The sequence below is a fragment of the Phenylobacterium sp. genome, from assembly GCF_025934275.1.
Lineage (GTDB): Bacteria > Pseudomonadota > Alphaproteobacteria > Caulobacterales > Caulobacteraceae > Phenylobacterium.
Genome location: NZ_JAICYI010000006.1, coordinates 49,643 through 74,863 on the forward strand (window position 1 = coordinate 49,643; position 25,221 = coordinate 74,863).

General features: G+C 70.2%; 26 protein-coding genes. 7 read left to right on the top strand and 19 right to left on the bottom strand.

Annotation, left to right across the window (positions count from 1 at the left end):
• The first annotated feature begins 153 nt into the window (after positions 1–153).
• Positions 154–1,917, top strand: a complete 1,764-nt coding sequence (locus tag Q0W60_RS02980; RefSeq protein WP_297692412.1) for an FAD-binding oxidoreductase — start codon at positions 154–156, stop codon at positions 1,915–1,917.
• Here Q0W60_RS02980 and dapE read toward each other — a convergent pair.
• Complete coding sequence (dapE, locus tag Q0W60_RS02985) at positions 1,914–3,077, bottom strand: succinyl-diaminopimelate desuccinylase (RefSeq protein ID WP_297692461.1); 1,164 nt, start codon at positions 3,075–3,077, stop codon at positions 1,914–1,916. The two genes, Q0W60_RS02980 and dapE, sit on opposite strands and share 4 nt — an antisense overlap.
• Before the next feature lie 38 nt (positions 3,078–3,115).
• Between dapE and Q0W60_RS02990 the strand changes: the two genes are divergently transcribed.
• Together Q0W60_RS02990 and Q0W60_RS02995 are read left to right on the top strand one after the other, a co-directional pair.
• Entirely contained in the window at positions 3,116–3,586 is a 471-nt protein-coding gene (locus Q0W60_RS02990) for a cupin domain-containing protein (RefSeq protein WP_297692413.1), read from the top strand.
• A 6-nt stretch (positions 3,587–3,592) separates the two neighbouring features.
• Entirely contained in the window at positions 3,593–4,024 is a 432-nt protein-coding gene (locus Q0W60_RS02995; RefSeq protein WP_297692415.1) for a cupin domain-containing protein, read from the top strand.
• Positions 4,025–4,069: 45 nt separating this feature from the next.
• Here the strand turns inward: Q0W60_RS02995 and Q0W60_RS03000 are convergent, their stop codons facing one another.
• The 15 genes from Q0W60_RS03000 to Q0W60_RS03070 form a co-directional block, all read right to left on the bottom strand.
• Complete coding sequence (locus tag Q0W60_RS03000; protein ID WP_297692417.1) at positions 4,070–4,855, bottom strand: GNAT family N-acetyltransferase; 786 nt, start codon at positions 4,853–4,855, stop codon at positions 4,070–4,072.
• Positions 4,856–4,902: 47 nt separating this feature from the next.
• Positions 4,903–5,730 carry a 2,3,4,5-tetrahydropyridine-2,6-dicarboxylate N-succinyltransferase gene (dapD, locus tag Q0W60_RS03005; protein ID WP_297692419.1) on the bottom strand — a complete coding sequence of 276 codons (828 nt, stop codon included), beginning with the start codon at positions 5,728–5,730 and terminating at the stop codon, positions 4,903–4,905.
• On the bottom strand, positions 5,731–6,393 hold the full coding sequence (locus Q0W60_RS03010) for a pyrimidine 5'-nucleotidase (protein WP_297692421.1): 663 nt from the start codon (positions 6,391–6,393) through the stop codon (positions 5,731–5,733). It lies immediately after the preceding gene.
• Positions 6,390–7,313, bottom strand: a complete 924-nt coding sequence (gene argB / locus Q0W60_RS03015; protein WP_297692423.1) for an acetylglutamate kinase — start codon at positions 7,311–7,313, stop codon at positions 6,390–6,392. Before argB ends, Q0W60_RS03010 begins: the two co-directional genes overlap by 4 nt.
• Before the next feature lie 58 nt (positions 7,314–7,371).
• The gene (yihA, locus tag Q0W60_RS03020) at positions 7,372–7,950 is read right to left on the bottom strand and encodes a ribosome biogenesis GTP-binding protein YihA/YsxC (RefSeq protein WP_297692463.1); all 579 of its coding nucleotides are present in this window, start codon (positions 7,948–7,950) and stop codon (positions 7,372–7,374) included.
• A gap of 74 nt (positions 7,951–8,024) precedes the next feature.
• Positions 8,025–9,818 carry a membrane protein insertase YidC gene (gene yidC, locus Q0W60_RS03025; protein ID WP_297692425.1) on the bottom strand — a complete coding sequence of 598 codons (1,794 nt, stop codon included), beginning with the start codon at positions 9,816–9,818 and terminating at the stop codon, positions 8,025–8,027.
• Positions 9,819–9,832: 14 nt separating this feature from the next.
• Entirely contained in the window at positions 9,833–10,228 is a 396-nt protein-coding gene (gene rnpA / locus Q0W60_RS03030) for a ribonuclease P protein component (RefSeq protein WP_297692427.1), read from the bottom strand.
• Positions 10,229–10,254: 26 nt separating this feature from the next.
• Positions 10,255–11,334 carry a M48 family metallopeptidase gene (locus Q0W60_RS03035; RefSeq protein ID WP_297692429.1) on the bottom strand — a complete coding sequence of 360 codons (1,080 nt, stop codon included), beginning with the start codon at positions 11,332–11,334 and terminating at the stop codon, positions 10,255–10,257.
• Between the two features lie 15 nt (positions 11,335–11,349).
• On the bottom strand, positions 11,350–11,910 hold the full coding sequence (locus Q0W60_RS03040; protein WP_297692431.1) for a LemA family protein: 561 nt from the start codon (positions 11,908–11,910) through the stop codon (positions 11,350–11,352).
• Between the two features lie 115 nt (positions 11,911–12,025).
• A complete protein-coding gene (gene rpmH, locus Q0W60_RS03045; RefSeq protein WP_293482274.1) occupies positions 12,026–12,160 on the bottom strand; it encodes a 50S ribosomal protein L34 in 135 nt (44 codons plus the stop codon).
• Between the two features lie 73 nt (positions 12,161–12,233).
• A complete protein-coding gene (gene map, locus Q0W60_RS03050) occupies positions 12,234–12,983 on the bottom strand; it encodes a type I methionyl aminopeptidase (protein WP_297692435.1) in 750 nt (249 codons plus the stop codon).
• Positions 12,984–12,994: 11 nt separating this feature from the next.
• Positions 12,995–13,975: an NADPH:quinone oxidoreductase family protein gene (locus Q0W60_RS03055; protein ID WP_297692437.1), complete on the bottom strand. Its 981-nt coding sequence runs from the start codon at positions 13,973–13,975 to the stop codon at positions 12,995–12,997.
• The gene (locus Q0W60_RS03060; RefSeq protein WP_297692439.1) at positions 13,975–15,015 is read right to left on the bottom strand and encodes an alpha/beta hydrolase; all 1,041 of its coding nucleotides are present in this window, start codon (positions 15,013–15,015) and stop codon (positions 13,975–13,977) included. Before Q0W60_RS03060 ends, Q0W60_RS03055 begins: the two co-directional genes overlap by 1 nt.
• Complete coding sequence (locus Q0W60_RS03065; RefSeq protein WP_297692441.1) at positions 15,015–15,644, bottom strand: TetR/AcrR family transcriptional regulator; 630 nt, start codon at positions 15,642–15,644, stop codon at positions 15,015–15,017. The genes Q0W60_RS03060 and Q0W60_RS03065 overlap by 1 nt, the downstream gene beginning before the upstream one ends.
• Before the next feature lie 102 nt (positions 15,645–15,746).
• Positions 15,747–16,652, bottom strand: a complete 906-nt coding sequence (locus tag Q0W60_RS03070) for an SDR family oxidoreductase (protein ID WP_297692442.1) — start codon at positions 16,650–16,652, stop codon at positions 15,747–15,749.
• 96 nt (positions 16,653–16,748) lie between these two features.
• Here Q0W60_RS03070 and Q0W60_RS03075 point away from each other — a divergent pair, with 96 nt between their 5' ends.
• Complete coding sequence (locus tag Q0W60_RS03075; RefSeq protein ID WP_297692446.1) at positions 16,749–17,342, top strand: histidine phosphatase family protein; 594 nt, start codon at positions 16,749–16,751, stop codon at positions 17,340–17,342.
• Here Q0W60_RS03075 and Q0W60_RS03080 read toward each other — a convergent pair.
• From Q0W60_RS03080 to Q0W60_RS03090, 3 genes are all read right to left on the bottom strand, one after another.
• Positions 17,339–18,433 carry a phosphotransferase gene (locus Q0W60_RS03080; RefSeq protein WP_297692448.1) on the bottom strand — a complete coding sequence of 365 codons (1,095 nt, stop codon included), beginning with the start codon at positions 18,431–18,433 and terminating at the stop codon, positions 17,339–17,341. The two genes, Q0W60_RS03075 and Q0W60_RS03080, sit on opposite strands and share 4 nt — an antisense overlap.
• Before the next feature lie 63 nt (positions 18,434–18,496).
• Positions 18,497–19,297: a DUF72 domain-containing protein gene (locus Q0W60_RS03085; protein WP_297692450.1), complete on the bottom strand. Its 801-nt coding sequence runs from the start codon at positions 19,295–19,297 to the stop codon at positions 18,497–18,499.
• A gap of 16 nt (positions 19,298–19,313) precedes the next feature.
• Positions 19,314–20,981 carry a M28 family metallopeptidase gene (locus Q0W60_RS03090; protein ID WP_297692452.1) on the bottom strand — a complete coding sequence of 556 codons (1,668 nt, stop codon included), beginning with the start codon at positions 20,979–20,981 and terminating at the stop codon, positions 19,314–19,316.
• Positions 20,982–21,205: 224 nt separating this feature from the next.
• On the opposite strand from Q0W60_RS03090, the gene Q0W60_RS03095 reads away from it, so the two are divergent.
• The 3 genes from Q0W60_RS03095 to Q0W60_RS03105 form a co-directional block, all read left to right on the top strand.
• Positions 21,206–22,630 carry a TolC family protein gene (locus tag Q0W60_RS03095; protein ID WP_297692453.1) on the top strand — a complete coding sequence of 475 codons (1,425 nt, stop codon included), beginning with the start codon at positions 21,206–21,208 and terminating at the stop codon, positions 22,628–22,630.
• Between the two features lie 7 nt (positions 22,631–22,637).
• Positions 22,638–23,681: an efflux RND transporter periplasmic adaptor subunit gene (locus Q0W60_RS03100; protein ID WP_297692455.1), complete on the top strand. Its 1,044-nt coding sequence runs from the start codon at positions 22,638–22,640 to the stop codon at positions 23,679–23,681.
• Positions 23,678–25,221: efflux RND transporter permease subunit (locus Q0W60_RS03105; RefSeq protein ID WP_297692457.1), on the top strand; the 1,544-nt coding region annotated here is incomplete at its 3' end. The genes Q0W60_RS03100 and Q0W60_RS03105, both read left to right, overlap by 4 nt.

Here is a 25,221-nt window from a genome sequence, read left to right on the forward strand (position 1 = left end):
GATCTTCGCCGACCGCTCGTCATGTCCCTCGAACCGCTTGTCCCTGCGCCCTGCCGTTCGTCCCAGCCGGTTCTCGCGCCGGCCCATGGACCTGGAAGGTGACGGGGCGCTGCGGCCATGCTCCGTCCGATCGATCAGCCGGAGCCTGCCCGCATGACACGCCGCACCTTCCTGGGCGCCAGCGCCGCCCTCGCCGCCTCGGCGGCGTTGCCCGCGACCGGGGCCCGCGCCGACCCGCGCGAATCGAGGGTGCGCGCCGGCGCGCCCGGGTGGCCTGGGCCCGCCGACTGGGAGGGGCTGAACCGGCTGGTCGGCGGCACGCTGTCGCCCGTCGCCATGCCCGACCTCGCCGATCCCGCCATCCGCAAGCTCGTGGCCGATCCGTTCTGGATCGGCGAGCATCCGGCGCTGACCCAGAGCTCGGGTTGGCTGGACGCCTGGCGATCCGCGCCCAGCCGCTACGTCGTCGCCGCCCGCTCCGCCCAGGACGTGGCCCAGGCGGTCCGTTTCGCCCGCGCCCACAATCTGCGCCTGGTCGTCCGCGGCGGCGGCCACAGCTACCTCGGCCAGTCCAATGTCCCCGACAGCCTGATGGTCTGGACGCGGCGGATGGACCAGATCGCCGTCCACGACGCCTTCCGGCCCAAGGGCTCGAGCGCCGCGCCGGTCCCGGCGGTGTCGGTCGGCGCCGGCGCCATCTGGCTCCGCGCCTACCAGGCCGTGAGCGTGGGGGCGGGGCGCTACGTTCAGGGCGGCGGCTGCACCACAGTGGGGGTTGCGGGCCTGGTCCAGGGCAACGGCTTCGGCTCCTTTTCCAAGCGCTACGGGACCGTGGGCGCGAGCCTGCTGGAGGCCGAGATCGTGACGGCGGACGGGCAAGTGCGGGTGGTCAACCGCGCCCGCGAGCCCGACCTCTTCTGGGCCCTGAAGGGCGGCGGCGGCGGGACCTGGGGCGTCGTCACCCGCGTGACGCTCGCCACCCACGAGCTGCCGCAGACGGTGGGCGGCCTCAATCTCACCATACGCGCGAAATCGGACGAGGCTTTTCGGCGGCTCCTCGCGCGCTTCGTCGACCATTACGCCACGCACCTCTTCAATCCGCACTGGGGCGAGACCGTGCACGCCCGCCCGGACAATCGGCTCGAGGTCACCATGGTGTTCCAGGACCTGACGCAGGCCGAGGCGCGGGGAGCCTGGGCGCCCCTGACCGCCTTCTGCGACGCGAGCCCCGGCGATTACGAGGGCCAGAAAGCGCTCCTCGGCCTGGCCATCCCGGCGCGGGGCTTCTGGGACGCGGATTTCATGAAAGCGCATCTGCCGATCGCCATCCGGCCCGATCCGGAACCGGGCGCGAAGCCCAGCGACTTCTGGTGGGCGGGCGATTCCGATCAGATCGGCGCCTTTTGGGCCGCCTACAGGTCCGCCTGGCTCCCGCAGTCGCTGCTGAAGCCGCAGAACCAGGCGCGGCTGGTCGACGCCTGGTTCGCCGCCAGCCGCCACGCCGAGGCGAGCTTCCACTTCAACAAGGGGATCGCCGGGGCGCCGCCCGAGGCGGTGGCCCGGGCTCGCGACACCGCCACCAATCCCGCCGTCGCCGACGCCTTTGCGCTCTGCATCATCGCCGCTGCGGCCGGTCCGGCCTTCCCCGGATTTCCGCAGCCCGACATGACGCGGCTCGCGGCCGGCCGCGCCCGCGTCCATGCAGCGATGGACGAGATGCTGAGGTGCGCGCCGGGGGCGGGCTCCTACGTCAACGAGACGGACTGGTTCCAGGCCGACTGGCAGCGGGCCTTCTGGGGCCCGAACTATCCGAGGCTGCTCGCCGTCAAGCGCCGCTACGACCCGACGGGCCTGTTCACGGTGCACCACGGCGTGGGCAGCGAAGGCTGGTCCGCGGACGGGTTCACCCGGGGCTAGCCGAACGTCTCGAAGTACCGCGCGATCAGCCGCTCGTAGACCTTCTGCAACAGCGCGATCTCGGCCACCGGCGTGCGCTCGTCGACCTGGTGCATGGTGGTCCCGACGAGGCCGAGCTCGACCACCGGACAGAGCGCGCGAATGAAGCGGGCGTCGGAGGTGCCGCCGGAGGTGGAGAGCTCGGGCGCTCGCCCCGCCACCTCGCGCACGGCTTCCGCGGCGATGTCGGTGAAGCGGCCGGGCTCGGTGAGGAAGGCCTCGCCGGAGATCTGCGGCGTGACCTTCACCGAGCACCTCGTCCCCTCACAGGCGGCCTGCGCCTCGTCGTCGATCCAGGCGGCCAGCGCCGCGCCGGCGTGGCTCGGATTGAAGCGGATGTTGAGGCGGGCGCGGGCCACGGCCGGGATCACGTTGGTCGCCGTGTTCGGGACCTCGATCCAGGTGACTTCGAGGTTGGACGGCTGGAACTCCGGATAGCCCTCGTCGAGCTTGCGCGCCTGCAGCGCTGACAGGATGCGGATCAGCACCGGCGTGGGATTGGCCGCCCGCTGCGGATAGGCGACGTGGCCCTGGATTCCCACGACCTCGATCTCGGCGTTGATGGAGCCGCGCCGGCCCACCTTGATCATGTCGCCCAACGCCTCCGACGACGTGGGCTCGCCGACCACGCAATGGTCCACCGCCTCGCCCTCGGCGATCAGCGCTTCGACGACCTTCCTCGTGCCGTGAGTGGCCACCCCCTCCTCGTCGCCGGTGATCAGGAACGAGAGCGAACCCGTCACCTGGCCCGCTTCGATGGCGTTTGCGGCGGCGGCGGCGAAGGCGGCGATGGCGCTCTTCATGTCGACGGCGCCCCGCCCGATCAACACGCCGTCGACCACCTCGGCGGCGAAGGCGTCCCTCGACCAGGCGGCCTGATCGCCCACCGGAACCACGTCGGTGTGGCCGGCGAAGCAGAGATTGGGCCGCGCCGTGCCGTAGCGGGCGTAGAGGTTCTCGATCTGGCCGAACCGCATCCGGCGGCAGGAGAAGCCGACCCGCTGGAGCGTCCGCTCGACGAGATCCATGGCCCCGCCGTCGGCCGGGGCGACCGACGGCTTGCGGATCAGCTCGCGGGTCAGGTTGACGGCGTCGATCAAGCTCGAACCCTGGCTGTGCAGTTCCTAAGTGAGGGCTGTCCTAGCCTAACGGAGCGCCAATGCCCAAGATCGAGATCGACAAGGCTCGGCGGATCGAAGGCTCCGGCTACCCGCCGCCGCTCGATCAGCCATGCAATGACCAGTGGGCGCACCAGCTCGGCGATGTGGCGGGGCTCAGCCAGTTCGGCGTCAACCTGACCCGCCTGTCTCCCGGCGCCTGGACCTCGCAGCGGCACTGGCACACCCACGAGGACGAGTTCGTCTGGATCCTCGAAGGCGAGGTGGTGCTGGTCGAAGACGCGGGCGAGACGGTCCTGTGCGCCGGCGATTGCGCGGGCTGGAAGGCGGCGGTCGCCGACGGCCATCACTTGCAGAATCGCTCCGGGCGGGAGGCGGTGATCCTGGAGATCGGCAGCCGCTTCCCCGACGTCGACGGCTGCGACTACCCGGACCTGGACATGGTGGCCAAGCCCCGCGAGGACTTCTACCGCCACCGAGACGGGTCGCCCTATCCAAAGAAGGCGAGGTGAGCGGCCATGCCGAAGATCGATATCGAAAACGCCGCGGTCCGGATCGGGACGAGCTACCCGGCGCCGCATGACGCGCCTTGCCGCGCGCGCGAACGCCGCCGACTGGGAGACGCCGCCGGCCTGACGCAGTTCGGAGTCAACCTCCTCCGGCTCGCGCCCGGCGTCTGGTCGTCGCAGCGCCACTGGCATTCGGCCGAGGACGAGTTCGCCTGGGTGCTGCAGGGGGAGGTGGTGCTGGTGGAGGACGAGGGCGAGACGATCCTGCGCGCGGGCGACTGCGCCGGCTGGAAGGCGGGCGCGCCGAACGGTCATTGCCTGCAGAACCGCTCCGCCGCCGACGCGGTCGTTCTGGAGGTCGGAACCCGCCTGGAGACCGATCGCTGCACCTACCCGGACATCGGCATGGTCGCCGACGAAAAGGGAATGCGGCCGGAGTAGGCCTGAGTGAGCGCGCCGGCCCAGACGAGCGTGAGCCGTCGCGGGTTAGGAAGCCTGTCGTTTCGCCGAGGCGCTGGAATCGTCCAACATCCAGACAGGGAGGTCCGCGACGAGTTCGAAGCCCAGGCTTGCGTAGAGCGGCCGGCCCGCTTCGGTGGCGCCCAGGTGGAAGCGGGCCACGCCCCGGCGCCGATAGTCGTCGATCACCTGGCTCAGCAGGGCGCGGCCGACGCCCTTGCGCTGGTGCTCGGGTGGCGTGGCCATGAGTGTGATCCCCGCCGTGTCGCCCGTCGGGGTCACCGAGACGGTGCACAGGGGGCCTCCGTCGCCCCAGGCGATATAGGTCTCCACGCCCGAGGTCTCGGTCATGCTGACCTCGATGCACCTGGCGATGACGCCGCGCGGCTCGCCGAAAGCGGCCGCGATGAGATCGCCGGCGACGCCGACCAGCTCCGGGCCGAGCGCGCGGACGATCTTCATGCGGCGGCTCGGTTGAACAGGAACATCCGGGCGAAGCACCATGAGCGGCGCGGCGCCGACGGCGGTGAGGCCCAGCCGCGTCGCGACCGGCGCAAGGTGCTGCGCCACATGGGGGCTCATGGTCGCCATGAGCGGCCGATGCCGTTCTTTCGCCCGCGCCACCGATCGAATGAGGAACCCCGCGACGTCGGGATCGGGGCCAAGGATCAGCCTGTTATGGTCGGCCAGGGGCTCGTCGGTGAGGCCCAGAATGCAGTTCCGGGTCATATGCAGCTCGATCCCAGGCGCCGCGTGCATCTGCGCGGCGAGGGCGCGGACGCAAAGCTGGATCAGCTCTTCGGCCTCATCCATAGGCGGGCCCTCACCCGAGCTTCTCCCGCAAGCGACGGAGATGCCTGCTACTCCCGCAACAGCTCGTTGACACTGGTTTTCGAGCGCGTGCGTTCGTCGACGGTCTTCATGATCACCGCGCAGTAGGTGGAGGGCAGGCCGGGATCGACCGGGTTGGGCCGCGAACCCGAGACCACCACCGAATAGGGCGGCACTTCGCCCAAGAAGGTCCGGCCGGTCCTGCGCTCGATGATCGGGGTGGTCGACGTGAGATAGACGCCCATCGAGAGCACGCTGCCCTCGCGCACGATCACTCCTTCGGCCACTTCGGCCCGGGCGCCGATGAAGCAGTTGTCCTCGATGATGGTCGGGTTGGCCTGCAACGGCTCGAGCACGCCGCCGATCCCCGCGCCTCCCGAAATATGGCAGTGCTTGCCGACCTGGGCGCACGAGCCCACGGTCGCCCAGCCGTCGACCATGGTGCCTTCATCCACATAGGCGCCGATGTTCACGATAGAGGGCAGAAGCACCACGCCCTTGGCGACGTAGGCGCCTTTGCGCACGAAGGAGCCCGGCAGGGAGCGGAAGCCCGCGGCCTGGAACCGGGCGGCGTCCCAGCCGGTGGTCTTCAACGGGACCTTGTCCCACCAGGGCCCGGGCGCGTCGGCCTCGACGATCTGGTTGGGGGTGAGGCGGAAGAACAGCAGGATCGCCTGCTTGACCCACTGATGGACGATCCACTGGCCGTTGGCGCCCCGCTCGGCGACGCGCAGCCGGCCCGCGTCGAGCCGCTCGATCGTCTCCATCACCGCGTCGCAAACCGCGCCGCGGGTCTCGGTGGAGAGGCTCTCGCGATCCTCCCACGCGGCCTCGACGATGCGCTGCAGGTCGTCCATTCAGGCGGCCTCCCTCACCTGGGCGTCCCTCAGGAAGGGCGCGAGCTTCTCGGTCCTGTAGTCGACGAAAGGCGCGGTCGAGGCGGGCGCATGCGGCCCCACGAGCACGGTGGTCATGCCGAGCTCTGCGGCCGGCGCCAGGTTGCGCTCGGCGTCCTCGAAGAAGGCCGTGGCCTCGGGCGCCACCGCGTGCTCGGCGCTCATCCGCCGGAAGACGTCGGGGTCCGGTTTCGGGACGTAGTCGAACGAGCCGATGTGGAAGACCTCGTCGAACAGCGGATCCAGCCCCAGCCGCGCGAGCACGCGGCGGGCGTGGACGTCGTCGGCGTTGGTGAAGATCAGCCGCCGCCCCGGGAGCCGCCCAATCGCCTCGACCAGCTCCGGATCGCGCGCCAGGCTCTCCAGCGACAGGTCGTGGAACAGGGCGTGGTACTCCGCGGGATCGACTCCGTGGTGCAGCATCAGGCCTGTCAGGCTCAAGCCGTGGTCCCTCAGATAGACCTTCTGCAGCTTGTAGGCCTCGTCCCGCGCGAGACCGGTGACCTTGACCACGAAGTCGGTGATCCGGCTCTCGATCCCGCGCATGAAGCCGCTCTCGACCGGGTAGAGGGTGTTGTCCAGGTCGAACAGCCAGGTGTCGATGTGACGCAGGTCGGCGCTCATTTGCAGACCAGCGTGCCCGCCCCGTGCTCGGTGAACAGCTCGACCAGCATGGCGTGCGGCCGCCGGCCGTCGAGGACGACCACCGCCTCGACGCCGGCCTCGATCGCGTGGATGGCGGTCTCCAGCTTGGGAATCATGCCGCCGGTGGCGACGCCCCGGCTGATCGCGGCCCTGGCTTCCTTGACCGTGAGCTGGCGGATCAACTCGCCGGCCTTGTCCAGCACGCCGGCCACGTCGGTCAGCAGCAGCATGCGCTTGGCCTTCAGCGCGCCGGCCAGCGCGCCCGCCACAGTGTCGGCGTTGATGTTGTAGGTGTCGCCGGCCGCCGAGACCCCGATCGGGGCGACCACGGGGATGTAGTCCTCGTCGGCGTAGATCAGGGCCTCGATCAGCTTGGGATCGATCCGCTTGGGTTCGCCCACGAAGCCAAGGTCGACCATCCGCTCGATCTCCGAGTCGGGGTCCTTCTTCGTGCGGGTGACCTTCTCCACGGTGATCAGCCGCGCGTCCTTGCCGGAAAGCCCCACGCCGCGCACGTCGGCCTCGGCCCCGGCGAGGGTGATCCAGTTGGCGATCTCCTTGTTGATGGCCCCCGAGAGGACCATCTCGGCCACCTCCATGGTGGCTTCGTCGGTGACCCGGAGCCCGTCGACGAACGTCGACTTGACGCCAGCCCTCTCCAGCATGGCCGAGATCTGCGGGCCGCCGCCGTGCACCACGACCGGATGCACGCCCAGCATCTTCAGGAGCACGGCGTCGGCCGCGAACAGCTTGGCCACCTGCTCCTCGCCCATGGCGTGGCCGCCGTACTTGATCACCACGGTCGAGCGGTCGTAGGTCTGAATGTAGGGCAGCGCCTCGGCGAGCGTCCTGGCGGTCGCCCATCCCTGACCTTCGCCGCCCTGGCTGTCGTCGCTCAAGTCGCCGTCCCGCCGCGCTGTAACCGGAGCGCTCCGATAGCGGACGAGGGCCGCGGTGTCACGCTTCCGGCGCGAGCCCGCAGGCCGCCGCGATCTCGGCGCGCAGCTCCGCCAGGCCGGCCCCTGTCTCGGCCGACGTGGCGAGGACGCGGGGGAAGGCGGCGGCGCGCCTGGCGACCTGGGCGAGGCTGCGGGCCGCGACCTCCGCGACCTCCGCGGGCTTCAGCTTGTCGGCCTTGGTGAGCACGAGCTGGTAGGAGACGGCGGCCTCGTCGAGGGCGTCGAGGGCCTCAGCATCCACCGCCTTCAGGCCGTGGCGGGCGTCGATCAGCAGATAGGCGCGCTTGAGGTTCGGCCGACCGCGGAGGTAGGCGCGGCCGAGGTTCTGGAACTTCTTCGCCTCGCTGCGGCTCGCCCGGGCGAAGCCGTAGCCCGGCAGGTCCACGAGCCGCAGCCTGTCGTCGAGCACGAACAGATTGACCTCGCGCGTGCGGCCGGGGGCGTTGGAAGCGCGCGCCAGGTGGCTGCGGCCGGTGACGGCGTTGATCAGCGAGCTCTTGCCGACGTTGGAGCGGCCGGCGAAGGCTACCTCCGGCAGGTCGGCCGGCGGCAGGTCGTCGGTCCGCGTGGCGCCCATCAGGAAGCGGGCCTCGCGGGCGAAGAGCTTGCGCGCCGCCTCCAGCGCCTCGGGCCCGAAGACCGCCTCGTCGGTCACTTGCCGGTGAGCCGGCCGAGCAACCGGTCGATCGGATTGTCCACCTTGAAGCGCCGCATGATCACGTACTGCTGCAGCGTGGTCAGCACGTTGGACCAGGTCCAGTAGATCAGCAGGCCCACCGCGAAGGGCGCCATGATGAAGGTGAAGATGATCGGCATCAGCTGGAAGATCCGCTGCTGGGCCGGATCGCCGGCCGGCGGGCTCATCGAGGTCGAGAGCCACATGGTCAGGCCGTAGATCAGCGGCATGACGCCGATGTGCAGGTTGGAGTCCAGCAGGCCACCGATCAGCGGCGCGTGCGCAGGGTTCCAGGGGATCAGGCCGAACAGGTTCCACACGGTGGTGGGATCGCGCGCCGAAAGGTCCTTGATCCAGCCCATGAACGGCGCGTGCCGCATCTCGATGGTGACGGTCAGCACCTTATAGAGCGAATAGAATACAGGGATCTGTAGAAGGATCGGCAGGCATCCGGCGAGGGGATTCACCTTCTCTCGGCTGTAGAGCGCAAGCATTTCCTGCTGCTGCTTGGCGGGATCGTCCTTATATCGCTTGCGCATCTCCTCGACGAGCGGCTGCACTTTCTTCATCTTGCTCATCGATTCGTAGGACTTGTTCGCGAGCGGGAAGAAGAGCACGCGCACGACCACCGTCAGCAGCAGGATGGCGACGCCGACGCTGCCCACGTGATGGTAGAAGTACATCAGGAGCTGGAAGATCGGCTTGGTGATGAACCACAGATGGCCCCAGTCGACGGCGTCGTCGAAGCGGGGGATGCCGAGCCGCGTCGCATAGTCCTGCAGCACCGGCACGCTCTTGGCGCCGGCGAAGAAGCGGGTGGTCTCGGTGGTGGTCTGGCCGGGCTGTATTGTGCGCGGCTGGCCCACGACGTTGGCGGCGAACACGTCGAGGTCGCCGGACTTGCTGGCGGCGAACTGGCCGGTGATCCGCTCGGCCTGGCTGGGCACGATGGCGGCCAGCCAGTACTTGTCGGTGATGCCGAGCCAGCCGCCCTTGGACGGCAGTTGCGGGCCGCCGCCGTTCTTGGCCCAGTCCTTGTACTTGATCAGCGTGAGGGTGGGCTTCTCGACCCCCGTCGCGCCGACCGCGCCTTCGTGGACGATCGAGGAATTGGTGGTGGGCGGCGGCAGGCCCTGGCGCTGCACCGAGCCGTAGGGGGCGAGGGTCACCGGCTGGCCCGAGGCGTTGGCCACGGTCTCGGTGACCGTGAACATGAACTTGTCGTCCACCTGGATCCGGCGGGTGAAGGTCAGCCCCTGGCCGTTGGCGTAGGTCAGCACGATCGGCGAGCCGGGCGTGAGACGGGAGCCGTCGCTGAGGCTCCACACGGTGTCGTAGGCCGGCAGCCCCGGCACGTTGGCGCCGGTCCAGCCGAACTCGGCGAACCAGGCCTGGGGCGTGCCTTCCGGGCGTAGGAGCTCGACCGGCGGGGCGTTCTTTTCGACGCTCTGCCGGTAGGTGGTGAGGAACAGGTCGTCGATGCGCGCCCCGCGCAGCGAGATCGAGCCCTTCAGGTCGGGGCTGGCGATCGGCACCCGCGGGCTCGCCGCCAGCACAGCCTGGCGGTTGGGCGCGACCCGCGGCTTGACCGTGCCGGCCGGCGGGTTGGAGCCGACCGAGGCGGCCTGGGCGACCGCCGCAGCGCGCTGGTGCGCGGCGATCTCGGCCTGCTTCTTCTCCGCCGGCTGCAAGACGAAGGTCTCGTAGAGCACGAACAGCGCAAAGGCGCAGACGAGGAAGATGATCGTGTTGCGGGTCTCGTCTTGCATTTGTGGAGGCGCGCTCAGTCGGCTTGAGGAGGGGAGGCGGACGGATCGGGGACCCGGCTGTCGCGGTCGGCGGCGAGCCTTATCAGCGCGGTTTTCACATCGTCAAGCAAACGGGCCCAGGGACGGGTGGTCACGCCGCCGCGGGCGACGAGCACGTAGTCGAAGCCGGGGCGGGCGTGCTCGGGGACCAGCCGGCGGGCGGCCTCGCGCATCCGGCGCTTGGCGCGGTTGCGCTCGACGGCGCCGCCGATTCGGCGCGTGGCGGTGAAGCCGACGCGGACCAGCGGGGCCGCGTCGCGCGGGCGGGCCTGGACCACCACCGCCCCGCGCGCGCAGGAGGCCGCCTTGGCGCAGGCCAGGAAGTCGGCGCGCTTCTTCAGGCGTTCGATTCGAAAGGCGGCCACGGGCATCGGGCGAGCATATCGGGCGGCGGCGGCTAACCCCAGGGCCCAGGCTTGTGATCGGGCGCGACCATCGGTTCCGGAGGGCTTTCGGCCGGCTCGGACCAGGGGCCGGGGCGGACCTGGCCCGCGGCCGGCGCGCTCGCCGGGACCTCCGCCTCGACCACGCGGCCGCCGGCATACTGCTGCAGGGCCGCGATCCGCTTGGCGATCGGCGGGTGGGTGACGAACAGCCCGAAGACGCCTTCGTCGTTGTCCTCGAGGAACATCGCCCGGACCGACTGCGGCGCCTCCAGGTGTTCGTGGCCGGCGACCTTCGTCAGCGCCGAGATCATCGCGTCGGGGTTCTTGGTCAGCTGCACGGAGCCGGCGTCGGCGACGTACTCGCGGCGGCGCGAGAGCGCCATCTGCACGACGATCGCCAGCAGGTAACCCACGGCGGCGATGACGACGGCGAGAATCAGGAACAGGCCGAGGTTGCCGCTCCGGTCGCGGCTGCGGATCCTAAAGCCGCCCCACGAGCCCCAGTAGAGCGCCCGGAACACCACCTGACACAGCAGGGTGATGATGCCGACGAAGACCGCGGCCACCACCATCGTCCGCACGTCGCGGTTGATGATGTGGGAAAGCTCATGGGCCAGCACCGCCTCGAGCTCGTCCCGGTCCAGGTTGTCGAGCAGCCCCCGCGTCACGGTCACCGAGAAGCGGCCCTCGTGCAGGCCGCTCGCGAAGGCGTTCATGCCGTCGGTCTCGATGATCCGCAGCGTGGGCGTGCGCAGCCCGCGCGAGATGCAGAGGTTCTCGAGGAGATTGTAGAGCTCGGGGGCGTCGCCCCGCTCCACGGCGCGCGCGCCGGTCACGCCGTCGATGATCGCCTGGTTGCAAAGGTAGGCGATGGCGAACCAGATGAGCGCGACCACGATCGCCAGCGGCGCCGATCCGACGATCAGGCCCGCGAGGCCGGCTTGCGACGGGACCTGGACCAGGCCGGCGGCGGCCGCCGCCGCCTCCAGCGCCGCGATGATTCCCATCAGCAGGATCGGAAAGCCCGCCAGCAGCAGGATCGAGCGGAGGTTGTTGTTCCAGATGTAGGTCTGCAGACCGAGCGCCTGCATGGCGGTGCCCTTCGACTAGAACTTCACCTGCGGCGCCGTGGCGGCCGCCGCGCGGTCGGCGCCCAGGTCGAAGAACTCCCGGGGCTGGAAGCCCATCGCCGCGGCGAACAGCATCGCCGGGAACGCCTGGATCGAGGCGTTGAACTCGCGAACGGCGTTGTTGAAATAGCGGCGGGCGGCGGCGAGCTTGTTCTCGATATCCGAGAGCTGGCTCTGCAGGTTGATGAAATTGGCGTTGGCCTTGAGGTCAGGGTAGGCCTCGGCCACCGCCATCAGCCGCCCCAGCGAAGCGCTGAGCGCGTTCTCTGCGGCGATCTTGCTGTCGACCGTGCCGGCGCTGGCCGCCGCGGCGCGCGCCTGGGTCACCTCGTCGAGCGTGCCACGCTCGTGGGCGGCGTAGCCCTTCACGGTCTCGACCAGGTTGGGCACCAGATCCAGCCGCTGCTTCAGCTGCACGTCGATGTCGGCGAAGGCCTCATTGGTGTTCTGCCGCAGCGCCACCAGGCGATTGTAGGTCCCGATCGCCAGCAGGCCGAGAACGACCAGGATGACGACGATCACGATGAGGATTGTCATTCCTATTCCCCGAGATGCGCCCCATAGGTAAGGGCGCGGCGAGGATAGGGCCAGCGTCGGGCGGATGAGGGTTTTGTAACCCGGCCCGTCGAACCGGCGCGGGAGGGCGCCGCGGTCAGGCGCTCAGGCGCTTGCGGCCCTTGGCGCGACGGCGCGCGAGCACCTTCTGGCCATTCTTGGTGGACATCCGCAGGCGGAAACCGTGACGGCGCTTACGCACGAGGCGGGACGGCTGAAAAGTCCGCTTCACGGGACGGCTCCGGGGACGAAAAGTGAGCGGCGGTGGATAGTTGACAGGGGCGGGGAAGTCAACCGACTGACCGCTAAGCCTCCAGCGTCACCACCACCGGTCCGCGCCGCGTGGCGACGAGGGTATGTTCGTACTGCACGATGGGTTCGCCGGCGGGCGGCCGCAGCGTCCAGCCGTCGCCGGTCTCCTCGACCCAGTCGGCGCCCAGCGACAGGAACGGCTCGATGGTGAACACCAGACCCTCGGCGATGCGGCGCTCGTCGCGCGGCTCGCGCCAGGTGGCGATCTCGGTCGGCGCCTCGTGCAGGGCGTCGCCCACCCCGTGGCTCGCGAGATTGCGCACCAGGCTGTAGCCGTTGTTGTTCGCGAAGCTTTCGATGGCGGCGCCGATCGCGTTCAGCCGGCCGCCCGCCCTCACCGCCCGTATCCCCGTCCAGAGCGCGCGCCTGCCGTCACGGCACAGGCGCTCGATGCGCGCCTTCGCAGGCGGGACGGCGAAACTCGCGCCGGTGTCGGCGAACACGCCGCCCACCTCGGCCGAGACGTCGATGTTGACCAGATCGCCGGCTTCGATCCGCCGCTTGCCCGGGATGCCGTGGGCGACGTCGGGGCCGACCGAGATGCAGGTGGCGCCCGGGAAGCCGTAGGTGATCTCCGGCGCCGAGCGCGCGCCGTCGCGCTCCAGGAGCTTGCGGCCGAGATCGTCAAGCTCCTTGGTGGTGATCCCCGGCTCCAGCGCCCCGCCCATGGCGGCCAGCGTGCGGGCCACGACGCGGCCTGCGACCTTCAGCTTCTCGAACTGCGCGTCGTTGCCGATGGTCATGATTTGGAGCCTCAGAGGTCGGGGCGGATGATGGTCTTGCCGACCACCTTGCGCTCGGCGAGGGAGTCGAGGGCTGCGCGCCACTCCGCGAGCGAATATTCCTTGTCGACGCGCGGGCGGACCTTGCCCTCTTCGGCCAGCTTCCAGATGGCGGCCTGGTTCTCGCGCCCTTTCTCGGGGAACTGGCGGCCGAATTCGCCGGCGCGCACGCCGATCACCGAGAATCCCTTGATCAGCGCGATATTCACCGGCAGCACCGGCAGCCGCCCAGAGGTGAAGCCGATCGAGAGGATGCGGCCGCCGAAGGCGATGCAGCGGAGGCTCTCGTCGAACACGTCGCCGCCCACGGGATCATAGATGACGTCGGCCCCCTTGCCGCCGGTGACCGCCTTCACCTGCTCGCGGAAGCCGCCGGTCACGTTGACGATGGCGTCGGGCCGATACTCGCGCTCGACGATGGCCAGCTTCGCGTCCGAGGCCGAGGCGGCGATCACCTTGGCGCCCAGCAGCCGCGCAAGATCGACGGCGGCCAGGCCCACGCCGCCCGCTGCGCCATGCACCAGCACCCATTCGCCGGGCTGCACGCGGCCGCAGCGGACCAGGCCGACGTAGGCGGTGAGGTAGGCGACGGGATAGCCCGCCGCCTGCGAGAAGCTCAGGCCCTCCGGCTTGCGCCGCAGGCCCGCCGCCGGCGCGACGACGTATTCCGAGAACCCGCCGCGGCCGCCGCCCGCCACCGCGTCGCCCGGCTTCCATTGTGTGACGTCCTCGCCCACTGCGTCGATCTCGCCGGCCATCTCCATGCCCGGGACGAAGGGCAGCGGCGGCTTGTGCTGGTGCTCGCCGCGGGTCTGCATCAGGTCGGGGAAGTTGACCGCGGCGGCGCGCACCTTGACGCGCACCTCGCCTGGACCGGGCTCCGGCGTCGGAAGCTCGCGCAGCCGGACGCCGGCGTAGTCGGCCGCCAGCTCCTCGACGACGATTGCGCGCATCAGGCGATCCGGCCTTCGAAGCCTTCGCGCACCAGACCGGCGATCTCGCGGCAGGCGACGTCGGCGCAGGGTACGGCCCCGGTGAGCGCGGTGATGGCGTGCGAAAGGCTGTCGTAGCAGCGGTAGATCACGTGGCCGCCGGCGGCCTTCAGCTTGCGCGCGTAGGCTTGCCCCTGGTCGACCAGCGGATCGAAGCCGGCGGTCACCACCACCGCCGGCGCGAGGCCGGCGAGGTCGTCGGACTCGAGCGGCGAGACCCGCGGATCAGCGGGATCGTCCTGCGGCCCGAGGTACTGGCCGGCGAACCACTTCAGGAGCGGGCGGGTCAGCGGATAGCTCTCGCCATAGATCGTCATCGAGGCGCTCTCGCAGCCGAGGTCCACCCAGGGATAGATCAAGAGCTGCAACTCCGGCTGCGGCTCGCCGGCGCGCCTGAGCTGCTGGCAGACGGCCGCGGCGAACCCGCCGCCCATGGAATCGCCGCCGATCGCGGCCTTGCCGGCCGCGGCCCCGAACCGCTCGGCGCTGTCGCGGCCGAACCGGTAGGCCGCCAGCACGTCCTCGAGGCCGGCGGGGAACCGGTGTTCGGGCGCGAGCCGGTAGTCCACCGACAGCACCGGGCAGCGCGCGCAGGCGGCCAGGATGGTGCAGAAGACGTGCGAAGTGGCCAGGGCGCCGATCACCCCGCCGCCCATGTGGGCGTAGACCATCATCGGCGCGCCTAGATCCTGCGAGGGCGGGCGATAGGCGCGGATCGGGATCGGGCCGCGCGGGCCCTCGATGGCGAAGTCCTCCCACGTGACGCCGGGCTCCGGATCGCCGGCCACGGCCGCCAGGCCGGCGTCGCTCGCCGCGCGCGCCTCGGCGACCGGCAGGGTTTCGAGCCTGGGCTGCCTGCGGGCCTGGGCGGCCAGGAACTGGATGCGCGGATCGAGCGTCCGGCCGCCTTGGTAGACCACGCCGCCGCCTGCCATCAGCCGCAGGATCGGCGCGGGCAGGGTGAGCAGCTTGCGGACGACCAGGCGCTGGGTCGGGGCCATCAGGCCTGCGCCTTCGGCAGGCCCTTCAGGCCGTTGAGGATCATGGCGGTGGCGAATTCGGCGGCGGCGCGGGTCTCGATCGGACGGCGCTCCAGCATCTTGTCGCCGACCTCACGGGCCACGGCGATGCAGGCCGCGGCCATGTAGTCCGGATCCGAGACGGGGCCCTTGCGCCCGGCGATCGCCTGCTCCATCGCCTCGCGCACCTCGCTGAAGACGGCGGTCATTTCCGGCGTCTCGCCCTGCACATGCACGTGCGGCTCGTCCGGCGGACGCCGGGCGGTCCAGTTGCGATGCTCGTCGGCGAGGAACTCGAAGTAGGCCTCGATGGCGCGGCGCACGAAGGTCTCGAAGTCGCCCGCGGCCTGCGCCCGGATCGCCTTCAGCTGCGGGCCGAAGCGGCGCGCGCCCTCGTCGGCCAGCGCGGCGAACACCTCCTCCTTGGAGCGGTAGTAGTTGTAGAAGGTGCCGGCGGCGAGGCCGGTGCGGCGGATGATGTCGCGCACCGTGGCGGTCTCGTAGCCCAGCTCGCCGAACACCTCGCGCGCGGCGTCGAGGATGGCCTGGCGGTTCTGGACCTTGGTCTGCTCGCGCTTGCCGACCGCAGGGAGGTAGGCGACCTGGGACATGACCATCCGATGGCTAAAAAGTGACGTGCGTCATTCTAGCCATCCGAGCGGCGGCGCCAACTGCCCACGTCCCGCGCGTGCGATATTTCTAGTCTGGTCTGACTAGACGGTCCTCTGCGCGCGGTCCTTTTCGTTAGCGCCGCGGATGGCGTTGCGGGCGGCCTCCCACTCGGCGTCCCCCCAGCTGGCGAGATCGGCGCGGCCGCGGCCGGCGAGATGGCCGCCGCCGTCGATGGCGATGGTCTGGCCGTTCACGTAGGCCGAGCCCGGGTGCAGGAGGTAGACGGCGAGATTGGCCAGCTCGCGCATCTCGCCGGTGCGGCCCAGCGGGATGGTCGGATCGGCCTTCTCGCGCTCGGCCGCGCGGCCCGGGGAGAGCCGCGCCCAGGCGCCTTCGGTCGGGAAGGGCCCCGGCGCGATGGCGTTGAAGCGGACGCCGCGGTTGCCCCACTCGACGGCCAGCGACTGGGTCATGACGTTCAGCCCCGCCTTGGACATCGCCGAGGGCACGGTGAACGGGCCGCCGTGCCAGACCCAGGTGGTCAGGATCGAGACCACCGAGGCGTGCTTCTTCTCGGCAAGCCAGCGCTTGCCGCAGTCCAGCGTCACGAAGAACGAGCCGCGGAACACGATGTTGGCGATGGCGTCGAAGCCGCGGGGCGAGAGGTCCTCGGTGCGGCTGATGAAGTTGCCGGCGGCGTTGTTGACCAGGCCGGTCAGCGCCCCGCCGTCGGCCCAGACCTGGTCAAGCATGTCGTGGATGGCCTCCGGCACGCGGATGTCGCAGGCAAGCCCCACGCACTTGCCGCCATGGGCGTCGGTGAGCTCCTTGGCGGTCTCCTCCACAACCCCGCCGCGGCGGCCGCAGATGTAGACCTGGGCGCCCAGCATCACGCAGGCCTCGGCCATCACCTTGCCGAGCCCGGTGCCGCCGCCGGTGATCAGGATGCGCTCGCCGTTCAGCAGCCCGTCGCGGAACATCAGGTCGTTCATGGAAAGCTCGGCCATCGGGTCTCCTCCTCGCCTCGGGCGAACTGCGGCGCCTTCCCGCTGGGGAGGTCAAGGCTCTTGACGCGACGCGGCCGCCGAGGCGGTTAGGCGCACATGGAGCTCATCCTCATCCGCCATGGCCTGCCGGTGCGCAGCGCCGACACCGCCGACCCGCCGCTGTCGCCGGAGGGACACGAGCAGGCGCGCCGTGTCGCCCGCTGGCTGGCGCACGAGGGCATCGATGCGGTCTATTCGAGCCCGATGGTGCGCGCGGTTCAGACGGCCGAGCCGTTCGTCGCCGCCCATGGCCATGAGCTCGGCCTGCATCCCGGCGTCGTCGAATTCGACCGCGATTCCGGCTCCTATGTGCCGCTGGAGGTGCTGAAGGAGGAGGACTACGAGGCCTGGAAGGCGTTCGTCGCGGGGGGCGGCGCGCCCGACATCGCCGCCTTCCAGAAGCTGGTGGTGGCGGCGCTGGAGGAGATCATCGCCGCAAACCAGGGGCGGCGCGTCGCCGTCTATTGCCACGGCGGGGTGATCAACGTCTGGACGGCGCATGTGCTCGGCATGCCGCCCAGGCTGTTCTTCGAGCCCGGCTACACCTCGGTGCACCGCTACCTGTGCGCACGCTCGGGCGAGCGCAACGTGGTGGCGCTGAATGAGCGCGCACACCTGCTGGACCGCTGGGCCGCGCTCGCCGAGGCCTAGAACGCCTCCAGCAGCCTGGCGGCCTCGAGGTCCTCGATCGCCGTGCAGACGCGACGGCTCCATTCGAAGAAGAAGGCGAGGCCGCGCGCGTTGGACGGATCCAGGCTGCCGATCGCCACCACCGGCCAGATCCAGCCGAAGACGGCGCAGAGCCGGTAGTCCCGCCAGGCTTCGTCGAAGCCATAGCCCGCCACCCCATTGGCCCTCAGGGTCTCGGCATAAAGCCTCACGAGCTCGGCCTCGCCGTCCCGGCGATCCTCCACGCTGAGATTGCCGGTGAGCAGGTACGCCAGATCGAAGGCCCCGCGGCCCTTGAGCACGATCTGCCAGTCGACAACCGCGAGCGACGCCCCGTCGTCGCCGAAGAAGAAGTTGTCCGCCCGGAAATCGCCGTGGACCAGGGTGCAGGGCGACTCCGAGAGCCGATGCAAGATCTTCTGGATGCGCGTGGCCAGCCGATCGCCCACGGCGCGCATGGGCGGGGGCAGCTTATCCCCGAGGAACGCCTGGTAGGGCCCCCAGCACTGCTGGAACACGGCTTCGAGCACCAGCATGGAGGGGTCGGAGAAGGCCGGCAGCCACGGCACGGCGTCTAGCTCCGGCGTCTCCCACCAGCAGGCCTGCAGCCTTCCCAGCGTCTCGATGGCGAGCGCGGCTTCCGCGCGCGAGAGGCCCTTCAGCTGGTCGCCGTTGCGGCGCGGCGCTAGGTCCTCGAGCAACAGCGCGAAATCGCCGCTTTGCGGGTCGAACGCCTGGTAATAGGCCCGCGGCGCATGCACCGGGCTATGCGCGGCCAGTTGCTCGTAGAAGCGCGCCTCCTTCTCGTAGTGGCGGAAGGTGGCGGCGACGCCGCGCGCGCCGGGATCGGGGCTCGGGAACTTGGCGATCACCGAGCGCGGGGCCGCCGGAGCCTCGCGGTCGTAGGCTAGCGACAGCCGGCTCACGACGCCCATGAAGCCGACGCCTTCGCCGACGCGGTCGGCGGAGAAGCCGGTGATGCGCGCGCCGAGGTTTTCCTGGCCGCCGAGCGCCGCAGTCAGCCAATCCGCCGTGAGGCTCTCGCAATCGGTGGGAAACGACGGCTGTGGCATGCGCGCCTCCGTGCATCGTCGAGCGCTGCTACGTGAGCCCCAAATGCGAGCTAAGGCAAGGGCTTAGCCGGTGCGCTCGAGGAGCGCCATGGCGCCGGCGGGAGCGCGGATCTTCCCTTCATGGATCACGAAGACATAGACGTCGCGGGGCGTCTTCGGCGCGTCTACCGGCGAGACGGCCTCGAGATCGGCGGGCCGGCCGCCCCGGGCATAGGTCTTGAAGCGCTCCGCCCAGACGTCCAGGTCCTTGGCGGAATAGGCGGTCTCGATCTGGTCCGAGCCGGTCTGCAGACGGGCGTAGACCACCGGGCCGGTGACGTCGGCGATCATCGGATAGCTGTCGTGGTCGGCCAGGCAGATGGAGACGCCGTGCCGGCGGCAGAGCGCCACGAACTCGGGCGTTCGGAAGCTGGCGTGCCGCGGCTCGACCACATGCACGAGCGGCAGGCCTTCGAGCTTGTCCGGCAGCAGCGCCAGGAAGCCTTCAAAGTCGGCGGGATCGAACTTCTTGGTCCCCATGAACTGCCACAGGATCGGGCCGAGCCGATCGCCGAGCTCGGCGATCCCCTGGTTCAGGAACCGCTGCATGGACTCGCCCATGCCGGCGAGCTCGCGGCGGTTGGTGCAGAACCGCGACGCCTTGACCGCAAACTTGAATCCGTCGGGCGTCGCGGCCCGCCACTTGGCCCAGCTGTCCGGCTTGAAGGTCGAATAGTAGGTGCCGTTGATCTCGATGGCGGTGACCTGGCGGGCCGCGTAGTCCAGCTCCTCGGCGTGCTTCAGTCCCTTCGGATAGAAGGTCCCGCGCCAGGGTTCGAAGGTCCAGCCGCCCATCCCGGCCCGGATGCGTCCCGCTTCCGCCATGCGTTGGGTCTCCCGGCTACTTCCTCTGGGCCGCGGTCCTGTCGCGTGTCGCCTTGAACTCAGCGCCGGGCTTCCACTCCGGCCACTCGCGCGAGATCGCCAGCCTGCGGCCAAGGTCATAGAGGACCTCGACCTCCTGGACCATGCCCGACAGGTCCCAGTTGGGATCGTACTCGTCGGCGGGCTGATGGTAGCGGTCGCGCGTGTAGGCCTGCGACGCCGCGCGGCCCGCGGCCACGCCACCCTTCACCAGGTCGACGCCGCCGCTGACCGAGATGGCGGGCACGCCGCGCTTGGCGAACGAGAAGTGGTCCGAGCGGTAGAAGTGGCCGGCTTCGGGGCTTGGGTCGGGGCTGTAATAGAGCCCGTGCTGCTTGGCGACGGCCACCAGGTCGTCCTGCAAGGTGAGCGGCGCATTGCCCGAGCTGATCACGTCGCGCGTTCGCCCGTTGACGTCCATGACATCCATGTTGATGTCCGCGACGGTGGTCGCCAGCGGATAGAGCGGGTCCGAGACATAGTACTCGGAGCCCAGCAGCCCTTTCTCCTCCGAGGTCACCGACATGAACATCACCGAGCGGTCGGTGCGCGGGGGCCGGCCGAACAGCCGGGCCAGCTCGATCAGCCCCGCCACGCCCGAGGCGTTGTCCACCGCGCCGTTGTAGATCCGGTCGCCTTTGGCGTCGGGCAGGCCCACGCCCAGGTGATCCCAGTGCGCCGTGTAGATCACGCGCTCGTTCGGGTGACCCTTGCCGGGCAGGAGGCCCACCACATTGTGGGTGACCACCTTGCGCGCCGTGACCGCGAAGTCGGTGGACCAGGTCACCCCTTTCAGGGTGACCGGCCGGAAGTCGCGGGTCTGGGCGACCTTCTTCAGCTGCTCGTAATCGAGGCCCGCCGCCTTGAAGAGCTCGACCGTTGGATCGTGCTGGATCCAGCCTTCCAGCGGCACGTGCGCCTTGGCGGGATCCTTGCGGATGATGTCGAAGACCGGGTTGGTGTTGGAGTTCTTGACCGTGTTCCAGCCATAGGAGGCGGGCGCGGTCTCGTGGATCACGATCATGCCCAGCGCGCCCCGGCGGGCGGCCTCTTCGTACTTGTAGGTCCAGCGGCCGTAGTAGGTCATCGCCTTGCCGCCGAAGTCGCAGCCGTTTTCGCACTTGGGCGCAGTCTCGAAGTCGGGATCGTTGACCAGGACGAGGGCGATCTTGCCGTGCAGGTCCACGCCCTTGTAGTCGTCCCAGTTCCGCTCCGGCGCGGTCACGCCATAGCCCACGAACACCACCGGCGCGTCCTTGATGGCGACACGGGTCTGGCCGGTCTGGGCGGCCCTCAGCGCCACCTCGTCGCCCTGCTTCCAGCTGAGCGTCCGGCCGTCCGCGGTCACGCTCACCGTCACCGGGCCGGCGATCTCGAAGTCGGCCAGCGGCACGTTCTGCGTCCAGCTGCGCCCGGCCTTGGTCTTGTCGCCCGCAGGCTGCAGCCCGGCCGCCTTGAACTGCTTCTCGATGTAGGCCACCGACTTGGTCTCGCCGATGGTCGCCGGCGCCCGGCCCTGGAACGCGTCGGACGACAGGACCTTGATGTCCTGCTTCATGAGCGCGGGGTCGATCGACCCCGAAGCGGTGCGCGCCGGGCCAGAAATCAGCACGGCGGCGGCCGCCAGCAGGATAAGCTGTTGCATAATGGCTCTCGGCTAGGTGCGAAGTTGCGCGACCAATAGCGGCGTGGCGCCCAGACGGCTAGGCCGCCGCTGGTTTTGGATTGTATCCGCCCGGCAATCCGCGCGGCCGCCCCTGTGATCTATGGCAAAGCGGCCCATATGGGCGTGGTATTCTGCCGTTGGCGCATCCGAGTCGGCCCAGCGCGGCGACTAGCGGGTGAGGGGGAGCTTCACTAAGCCGTCGAATGCATCCGGTCCGCTTCGCCGTCTTCGCCGCCGCCCTGGCGCTCGCCGCATGCGCGCACGCGCGCAAGCCCGACGTCGCCCTGCCGGCCGCCTACGAGGCGCCGCAGCAGGGCGGGGCTTCCGCCGCGGTGCTCGACCGCTGGTGGACGACGTTCGACGATCCGCAGCTGACGTCTCTCGTGGAGCACTCGCTGGCGGCGAATCCGGACGCCAGGACCGCCTCGGCGCGGCTGCGGGAGGCACGCGCGAGCGCCGCGGCCAGCCTGACCCAATTCTTGCCGCAGGGCGACGCCACCGCCTCCGCCCGGCGCACGCACACCACCCAGCTCTCGGGCACGATCGTGAACTTCCCCGGATTCTCGACCAGCGGCACGAACGAGCAGGACGCCGCCAACCTCAACGTCAGCTGGGAGGTCGATCTGTTCGGCCGCATCTTCGCGGCGGGTCGCGCGGCGCGCGGCGACGTGGCGGCGGTCCGTTTCGACTACGAGGCCACCCGCGCGAGCCTGGCGGCGCAGACGGCCGACGCCTACTTCCAGGCGCGCGGCTTCGCCATCCAGCTCGCCGACGCGCGCGAAGAGGTGCGCATCCAGCAGGAGCTCTACGACGTGGCCGCGAAACGCGCGGCGGTGGGGATCGGGACCAGCGCCGACGCCGACCGCGTGGCGGGCGAGCTTGCCCAGGCGAAGTCGCAGGCCGAAACGCTGGACGGCGAACTGCGCGCCGAGCTCAGGACCCTGCTGATCCTCGCCGGCCGGCCGGCCGATTCGATCACCACCGTCGACGCCTCGCCGAGCGTCGGACGCGTTCCGCCGGTCCCGGCGACCCTGCCGAGCGAGCTGCTGCGACGCCGGCCGGACGTGCGCGAGGCGCAGGCCCGCATCGAGAGCGCCGCCGGACGTCTGCGGCTGGCCAACCTCGCCTTCTTCCCGACCCTGATGCTCACGCCCGGCGTCGGCTGGTCGCGGGTCGTTCAGCCCGGGTTCCGCTCCACCTCGCAGAGCTGGACGATCGGCGGCAGCGCCACCCAGCCGGTGTTCTCTCTCCCCACGCTGCTCGAGGACCTGAAGGCGCAGGACGCGCGCACGGAAGAGGCAGTGATCGCCTACGAGAAAGCCGTGCAGACGGCCTTCGGCGAAGCCGAGAGCGCCCTCGTTCGCCTCGACGTTGACGAACGCCGCGTCGGCATCCTCACCGACGGCGAAGTGCGGGCGCGCCGGGCCTACGAAGCCTCCCGCAAGGGCTACCAGCGGGGCCTCAACGACCTGCAGACTGTGCTGTCGGCGGAGGAGTCCTGGCGCTCCACGCGCATTCAGCTGACCTCGGCGCGGGTGCAGGGACTGCGAGACGCGGTCGCCGCCTTCAAGGCGATCGGCGGCGGCTGGGACACGGCGACTCAGGGCATGACAGGAGCAGCAAGGTGACCCGCCGATGAGCCGCCGCATCCTCCTCCTCGGCTTGCTGGCCACGCTGGCGCTGGCCGGCTGTCGCAAGCCGCCGCCGCCCAGGACCACCGCCGCCGACCAGGCGCGGACGGTGAGCGTCGCGCGGGTCGAACCGCGGGCCATCACCGGCGCGCTCGCCGCCTCGGGCGACCTGATGCCGCGCGAGGAGGCGGCCGTCCTGCCGGAGGTCAACGGCTACCGGGTGGCTGCGGTGCTGGCAGACGTCGGCCAGTACGTGAAGAAGGGCCAGGTGCTGGTGCGGCTCGATCCCTCGCTCATCGAGGCCCAGATCGCCCAGGCTCAGGCGCAGTACGATCAGGCCGCCGACCAGGCCGCCCGGGTCAAGGGCCTCGATGGCCAGGGGGTGCTGGCCCAGGAGCAGATCGACCAGCGGCGGTTCCAGGCGCGCGTCTCGGCCGCCCAGTTGCGCGACCTGAAGACCCGCTACGCCAAGATGAACGTCACCTCCCCGGTCTCGGGCCTGATCCTCGAGAAGACCGTGCGGCCGGGCGACCTCTCCGCAGCGGGAGCGACGCCGTGGTTCCGCCTGGCGCGCGACGGCGAGATCGAGCTGCAGGCGCAGCTCGCGGAAGACGACCTGGCGAAGATCCATCCGGGCAGCCGGGCGCTCGTCACGCTTCCCGACGGCGCGACGGTGACCGGGGTGGTGCGCCTGATCAGTCCGCAAGTCGACGCGCAGACCAAGCTCGGGTTCGTCCGGGTGCGACTGCCTGTCCGCCCCGACATCCGCGCGGGCGGCTTCGGGCGGGCGGTGTTCACCGAGGCCAGCGGGGTCGCGCTCTCGGCGCCTGACACTGCGGTCAGCTACGACGCCGACGGGGCGAGCGTCATGGTCGTCGATGCGACCAACCACGTACGCCGGGTGATGGTCCAGACCGGCCAGCGCGGCGGCGGCTGGGTGCAGCTGATCAAGGGCCCCGCCGCGGGGGCGCGGATCGTGCGCGCCGCGGGCGGCCTGCTGCTCGATGGCGACCTGGTGCGACCGGTCGAGGCCGGCGCGGCGCCATGAGCGATCCGATCCATCGGCCGCGTGTGCGGATCTCGGCCTGGGCGATCAAGAATCCGGTGCCGGTCGCGGTGCTGTTCATCGCCCTCGTGCTTGCCGGGCTGTTCGCCTACACGGGCCTCCCGATCAAGCAGTATCCCAACGTCTCCTTCCCGGTGGTGGCGGTGACCGTCACCGAGAGCGGCGCCGCGCCCGACCAGATGGAGACCCAGGTCACCCGGCCGGTCGAGGACGCCATGTCCGGCATCGCCAACGTCCGGAATATCCAGTCGACGGTGACCGAGGGCGTCTCCACCACCTCGATGGAGTTCGAGCTCGGCGAGGACCTGCAGAAGAAGACCGACGAGGTCCGCCAGCGGGTGGCCCAGGTGCGGGCCCAGCTGCCGCGGGATATCGACGAGCCGGTCGTCCAGCGGGTGGAGATCGAGGACCGGCCGATCCTGACCTACGCCGTCGCCGCGCCCGGCATGAGCGACCAGGACCTCTCCTGGTTCGTGGACGACACGGTGAGCCAGACCCTGCAGGCGCTGGCCGGCGTGGCCGACGTCTCGCGCGTCGGCGGGGTGACCCGCGAGATCAACGTCATCCTGGATCCGGAGCGGATGAACGCCCGCGGCCTCACCGCGCCGCAGGTGAACAACGCCCTGCGTTCCGTCTCCGTCGACGCCCCCGGCGGCCGGCTCAATGTCGGTGGCCAGGAGCAGACGCTGAGGGTCCTGGGATCGGTGAAGACGATCCAGGCGCTGCGCGACCTCACCATCCCGACCGGGACCAACCGCTATGTGAAGCTCACCGACGTGGCCGACATCGGCGACGGAGCTTCGGAAGCGCGCGGCTTCGCCCGCCTGAACGGACGTCCGGTGGTCGGCTTCAACCTGTCGAAGACCAAGGATTCCAGCGACGTCACCGTCGAGAACGAGGTCAAGGCGGCGCTCACCAAGCTCGCGGCGACCCATCCCGGGGTGAAGTTCACGCCGATCGCCCGCCCGGGCCAGGGCCTCGCCTTCGCCAAGATCTTCTCTTCGGTCGACGAGACGCGGGCGAGCTACCAGGCGACCTTGCACGTGCTGGCCGAGGGCATGGCCCTGGCGGCCCTCGTGGTCTTCCTGTTCCTCAGGGACTGGCGGGCGACGGCGATCGCGGCGATCGCCATGCCGGTGTCGCTGATCCCGACCTTCTTCGTGATGAGCGCGTTCGGCTTCTCGCTGAATGTGGTGACCCTGCTCGCGCTCACCCTGGTGATCGGCATCCTGGTCGACGACGCCATCGTCGAGATCGAGAACATCGAGAAGCGCGTCGCGACCGGGATCAGGCCCTTCCAGGCGGCCATGGAAGGCGCCGACGCCATCGGGCTGGCGGTGGTGGCGACCACCATGGCGATCGTCGTGGTCTTCACGCCGGTGAGCTTCATGAAGGGCATGGCCGGCCAGTTCTTCAAGGAGTTCGGCCTCACCGTTTCGGTGGCCGTGCTCTTCTCGCTGTTGGTGGCGCGCCTGCTCACCCCGCTGATGGCGGCCTATCTGATGAAGCCCACGTCGCAGCC

Excerpts from the sequence above, each read along its gene's own strand:
- Q0W60_RS03080 (WP_297692448.1), bottom strand. The coding sequence starts at position 18,433 with ATGCCACAGCCGTCGTTTCCCACCGATTGCGAGAGCCTCACGGCGGAT.
- Q0W60_RS03060 (WP_297692439.1), bottom strand. The coding sequence starts at position 15,015 with ATGGCCCCGACCCAGCGCCTGGTCGTCCGCAAGCTGCTCACCCTGCCC.
- yihA (WP_297692463.1), bottom strand. The coding sequence starts at position 7,950 with ATGGGCGCCACGCGGACCGACGACCTGCCGCCGGCCGACCTGCCGGAG.
- yidC (WP_297692425.1), bottom strand. The coding sequence starts at position 9,818 with ATGCAAGACGAGACCCGCAACACGATCATCTTCCTCGTCTGCGCCTTT.
- Q0W60_RS03075 (WP_297692446.1), top strand. The coding sequence starts at position 16,749 with ATGGAGCTCATCCTCATCCGCCATGGCCTGCCGGTGCGCAGCGCCGAC.
- Q0W60_RS03000 (WP_297692417.1), bottom strand. The coding sequence starts at position 4,855 with ATGGATGAGGCCGAAGAGCTGATCCAGCTTTGCGTCCGCGCCCTCGCC.
- Q0W60_RS03065 (WP_297692441.1), bottom strand. The coding sequence starts at position 15,644 with ATGTCCCAGGTCGCCTACCTCCCTGCGGTCGGCAAGCGCGAGCAGACC.
- Q0W60_RS03010 (WP_297692421.1), bottom strand. The coding sequence starts at position 6,393 with ATGAGCGCCGACCTGCGTCACATCGACACCTGGCTGTTCGACCTGGAC.
- Q0W60_RS03095 (WP_297692453.1), top strand. The coding sequence starts at position 21,206 with ATGCATCCGGTCCGCTTCGCCGTCTTCGCCGCCGCCCTGGCGCTCGCC.
- Q0W60_RS02990 (WP_297692413.1), top strand. The coding sequence starts at position 3,116 with ATGCCCAAGATCGAGATCGACAAGGCTCGGCGGATCGAAGGCTCCGGC.
- Q0W60_RS03040 (WP_297692431.1), bottom strand. The coding sequence starts at position 11,910 with ATGACAATCCTCATCGTGATCGTCGTCATCCTGGTCGTTCTCGGCCTG.
- Q0W60_RS02980 (WP_297692412.1), top strand. The coding sequence starts at position 154 with ATGACACGCCGCACCTTCCTGGGCGCCAGCGCCGCCCTCGCCGCCTCG.
- Q0W60_RS02995 (WP_297692415.1), top strand. The coding sequence starts at position 3,593 with ATGCCGAAGATCGATATCGAAAACGCCGCGGTCCGGATCGGGACGAGC.
- Q0W60_RS03055 (WP_297692437.1), bottom strand. The coding sequence starts at position 13,975 with ATGCGCGCAATCGTCGTCGAGGAGCTGGCGGCCGACTACGCCGGCGTC.
- rnpA (WP_297692427.1), bottom strand. The coding sequence starts at position 10,228 with ATGCCCGTGGCCGCCTTTCGAATCGAACGCCTGAAGAAGCGCGCCGAC.
- Q0W60_RS03035 (WP_297692429.1), bottom strand. The coding sequence starts at position 11,334 with ATGCAGGCGCTCGGTCTGCAGACCTACATCTGGAACAACAACCTCCGC.
- map (WP_297692435.1), bottom strand. The coding sequence starts at position 12,983 with ATGACCATCGGCAACGACGCGCAGTTCGAGAAGCTGAAGGTCGCAGGC.
- Q0W60_RS03100 (WP_297692455.1), top strand. The coding sequence starts at position 22,638 with ATGAGCCGCCGCATCCTCCTCCTCGGCTTGCTGGCCACGCTGGCGCTG.
- Q0W60_RS03070 (WP_297692442.1), bottom strand. The coding sequence starts at position 16,652 with ATGGCCGAGCTTTCCATGAACGACCTGATGTTCCGCGACGGGCTGCTG.
- dapD (WP_297692419.1), bottom strand. The coding sequence starts at position 5,730 with ATGGACGACCTGCAGCGCATCGTCGAGGCCGCGTGGGAGGATCGCGAG.
- Q0W60_RS03090 (WP_297692452.1), bottom strand. The coding sequence starts at position 20,981 with ATGCAACAGCTTATCCTGCTGGCGGCCGCCGCCGTGCTGATTTCTGGC.
- Q0W60_RS03085 (WP_297692450.1), bottom strand. The coding sequence starts at position 19,297 with ATGGCGGAAGCGGGACGCATCCGGGCCGGGATGGGCGGCTGGACCTTC.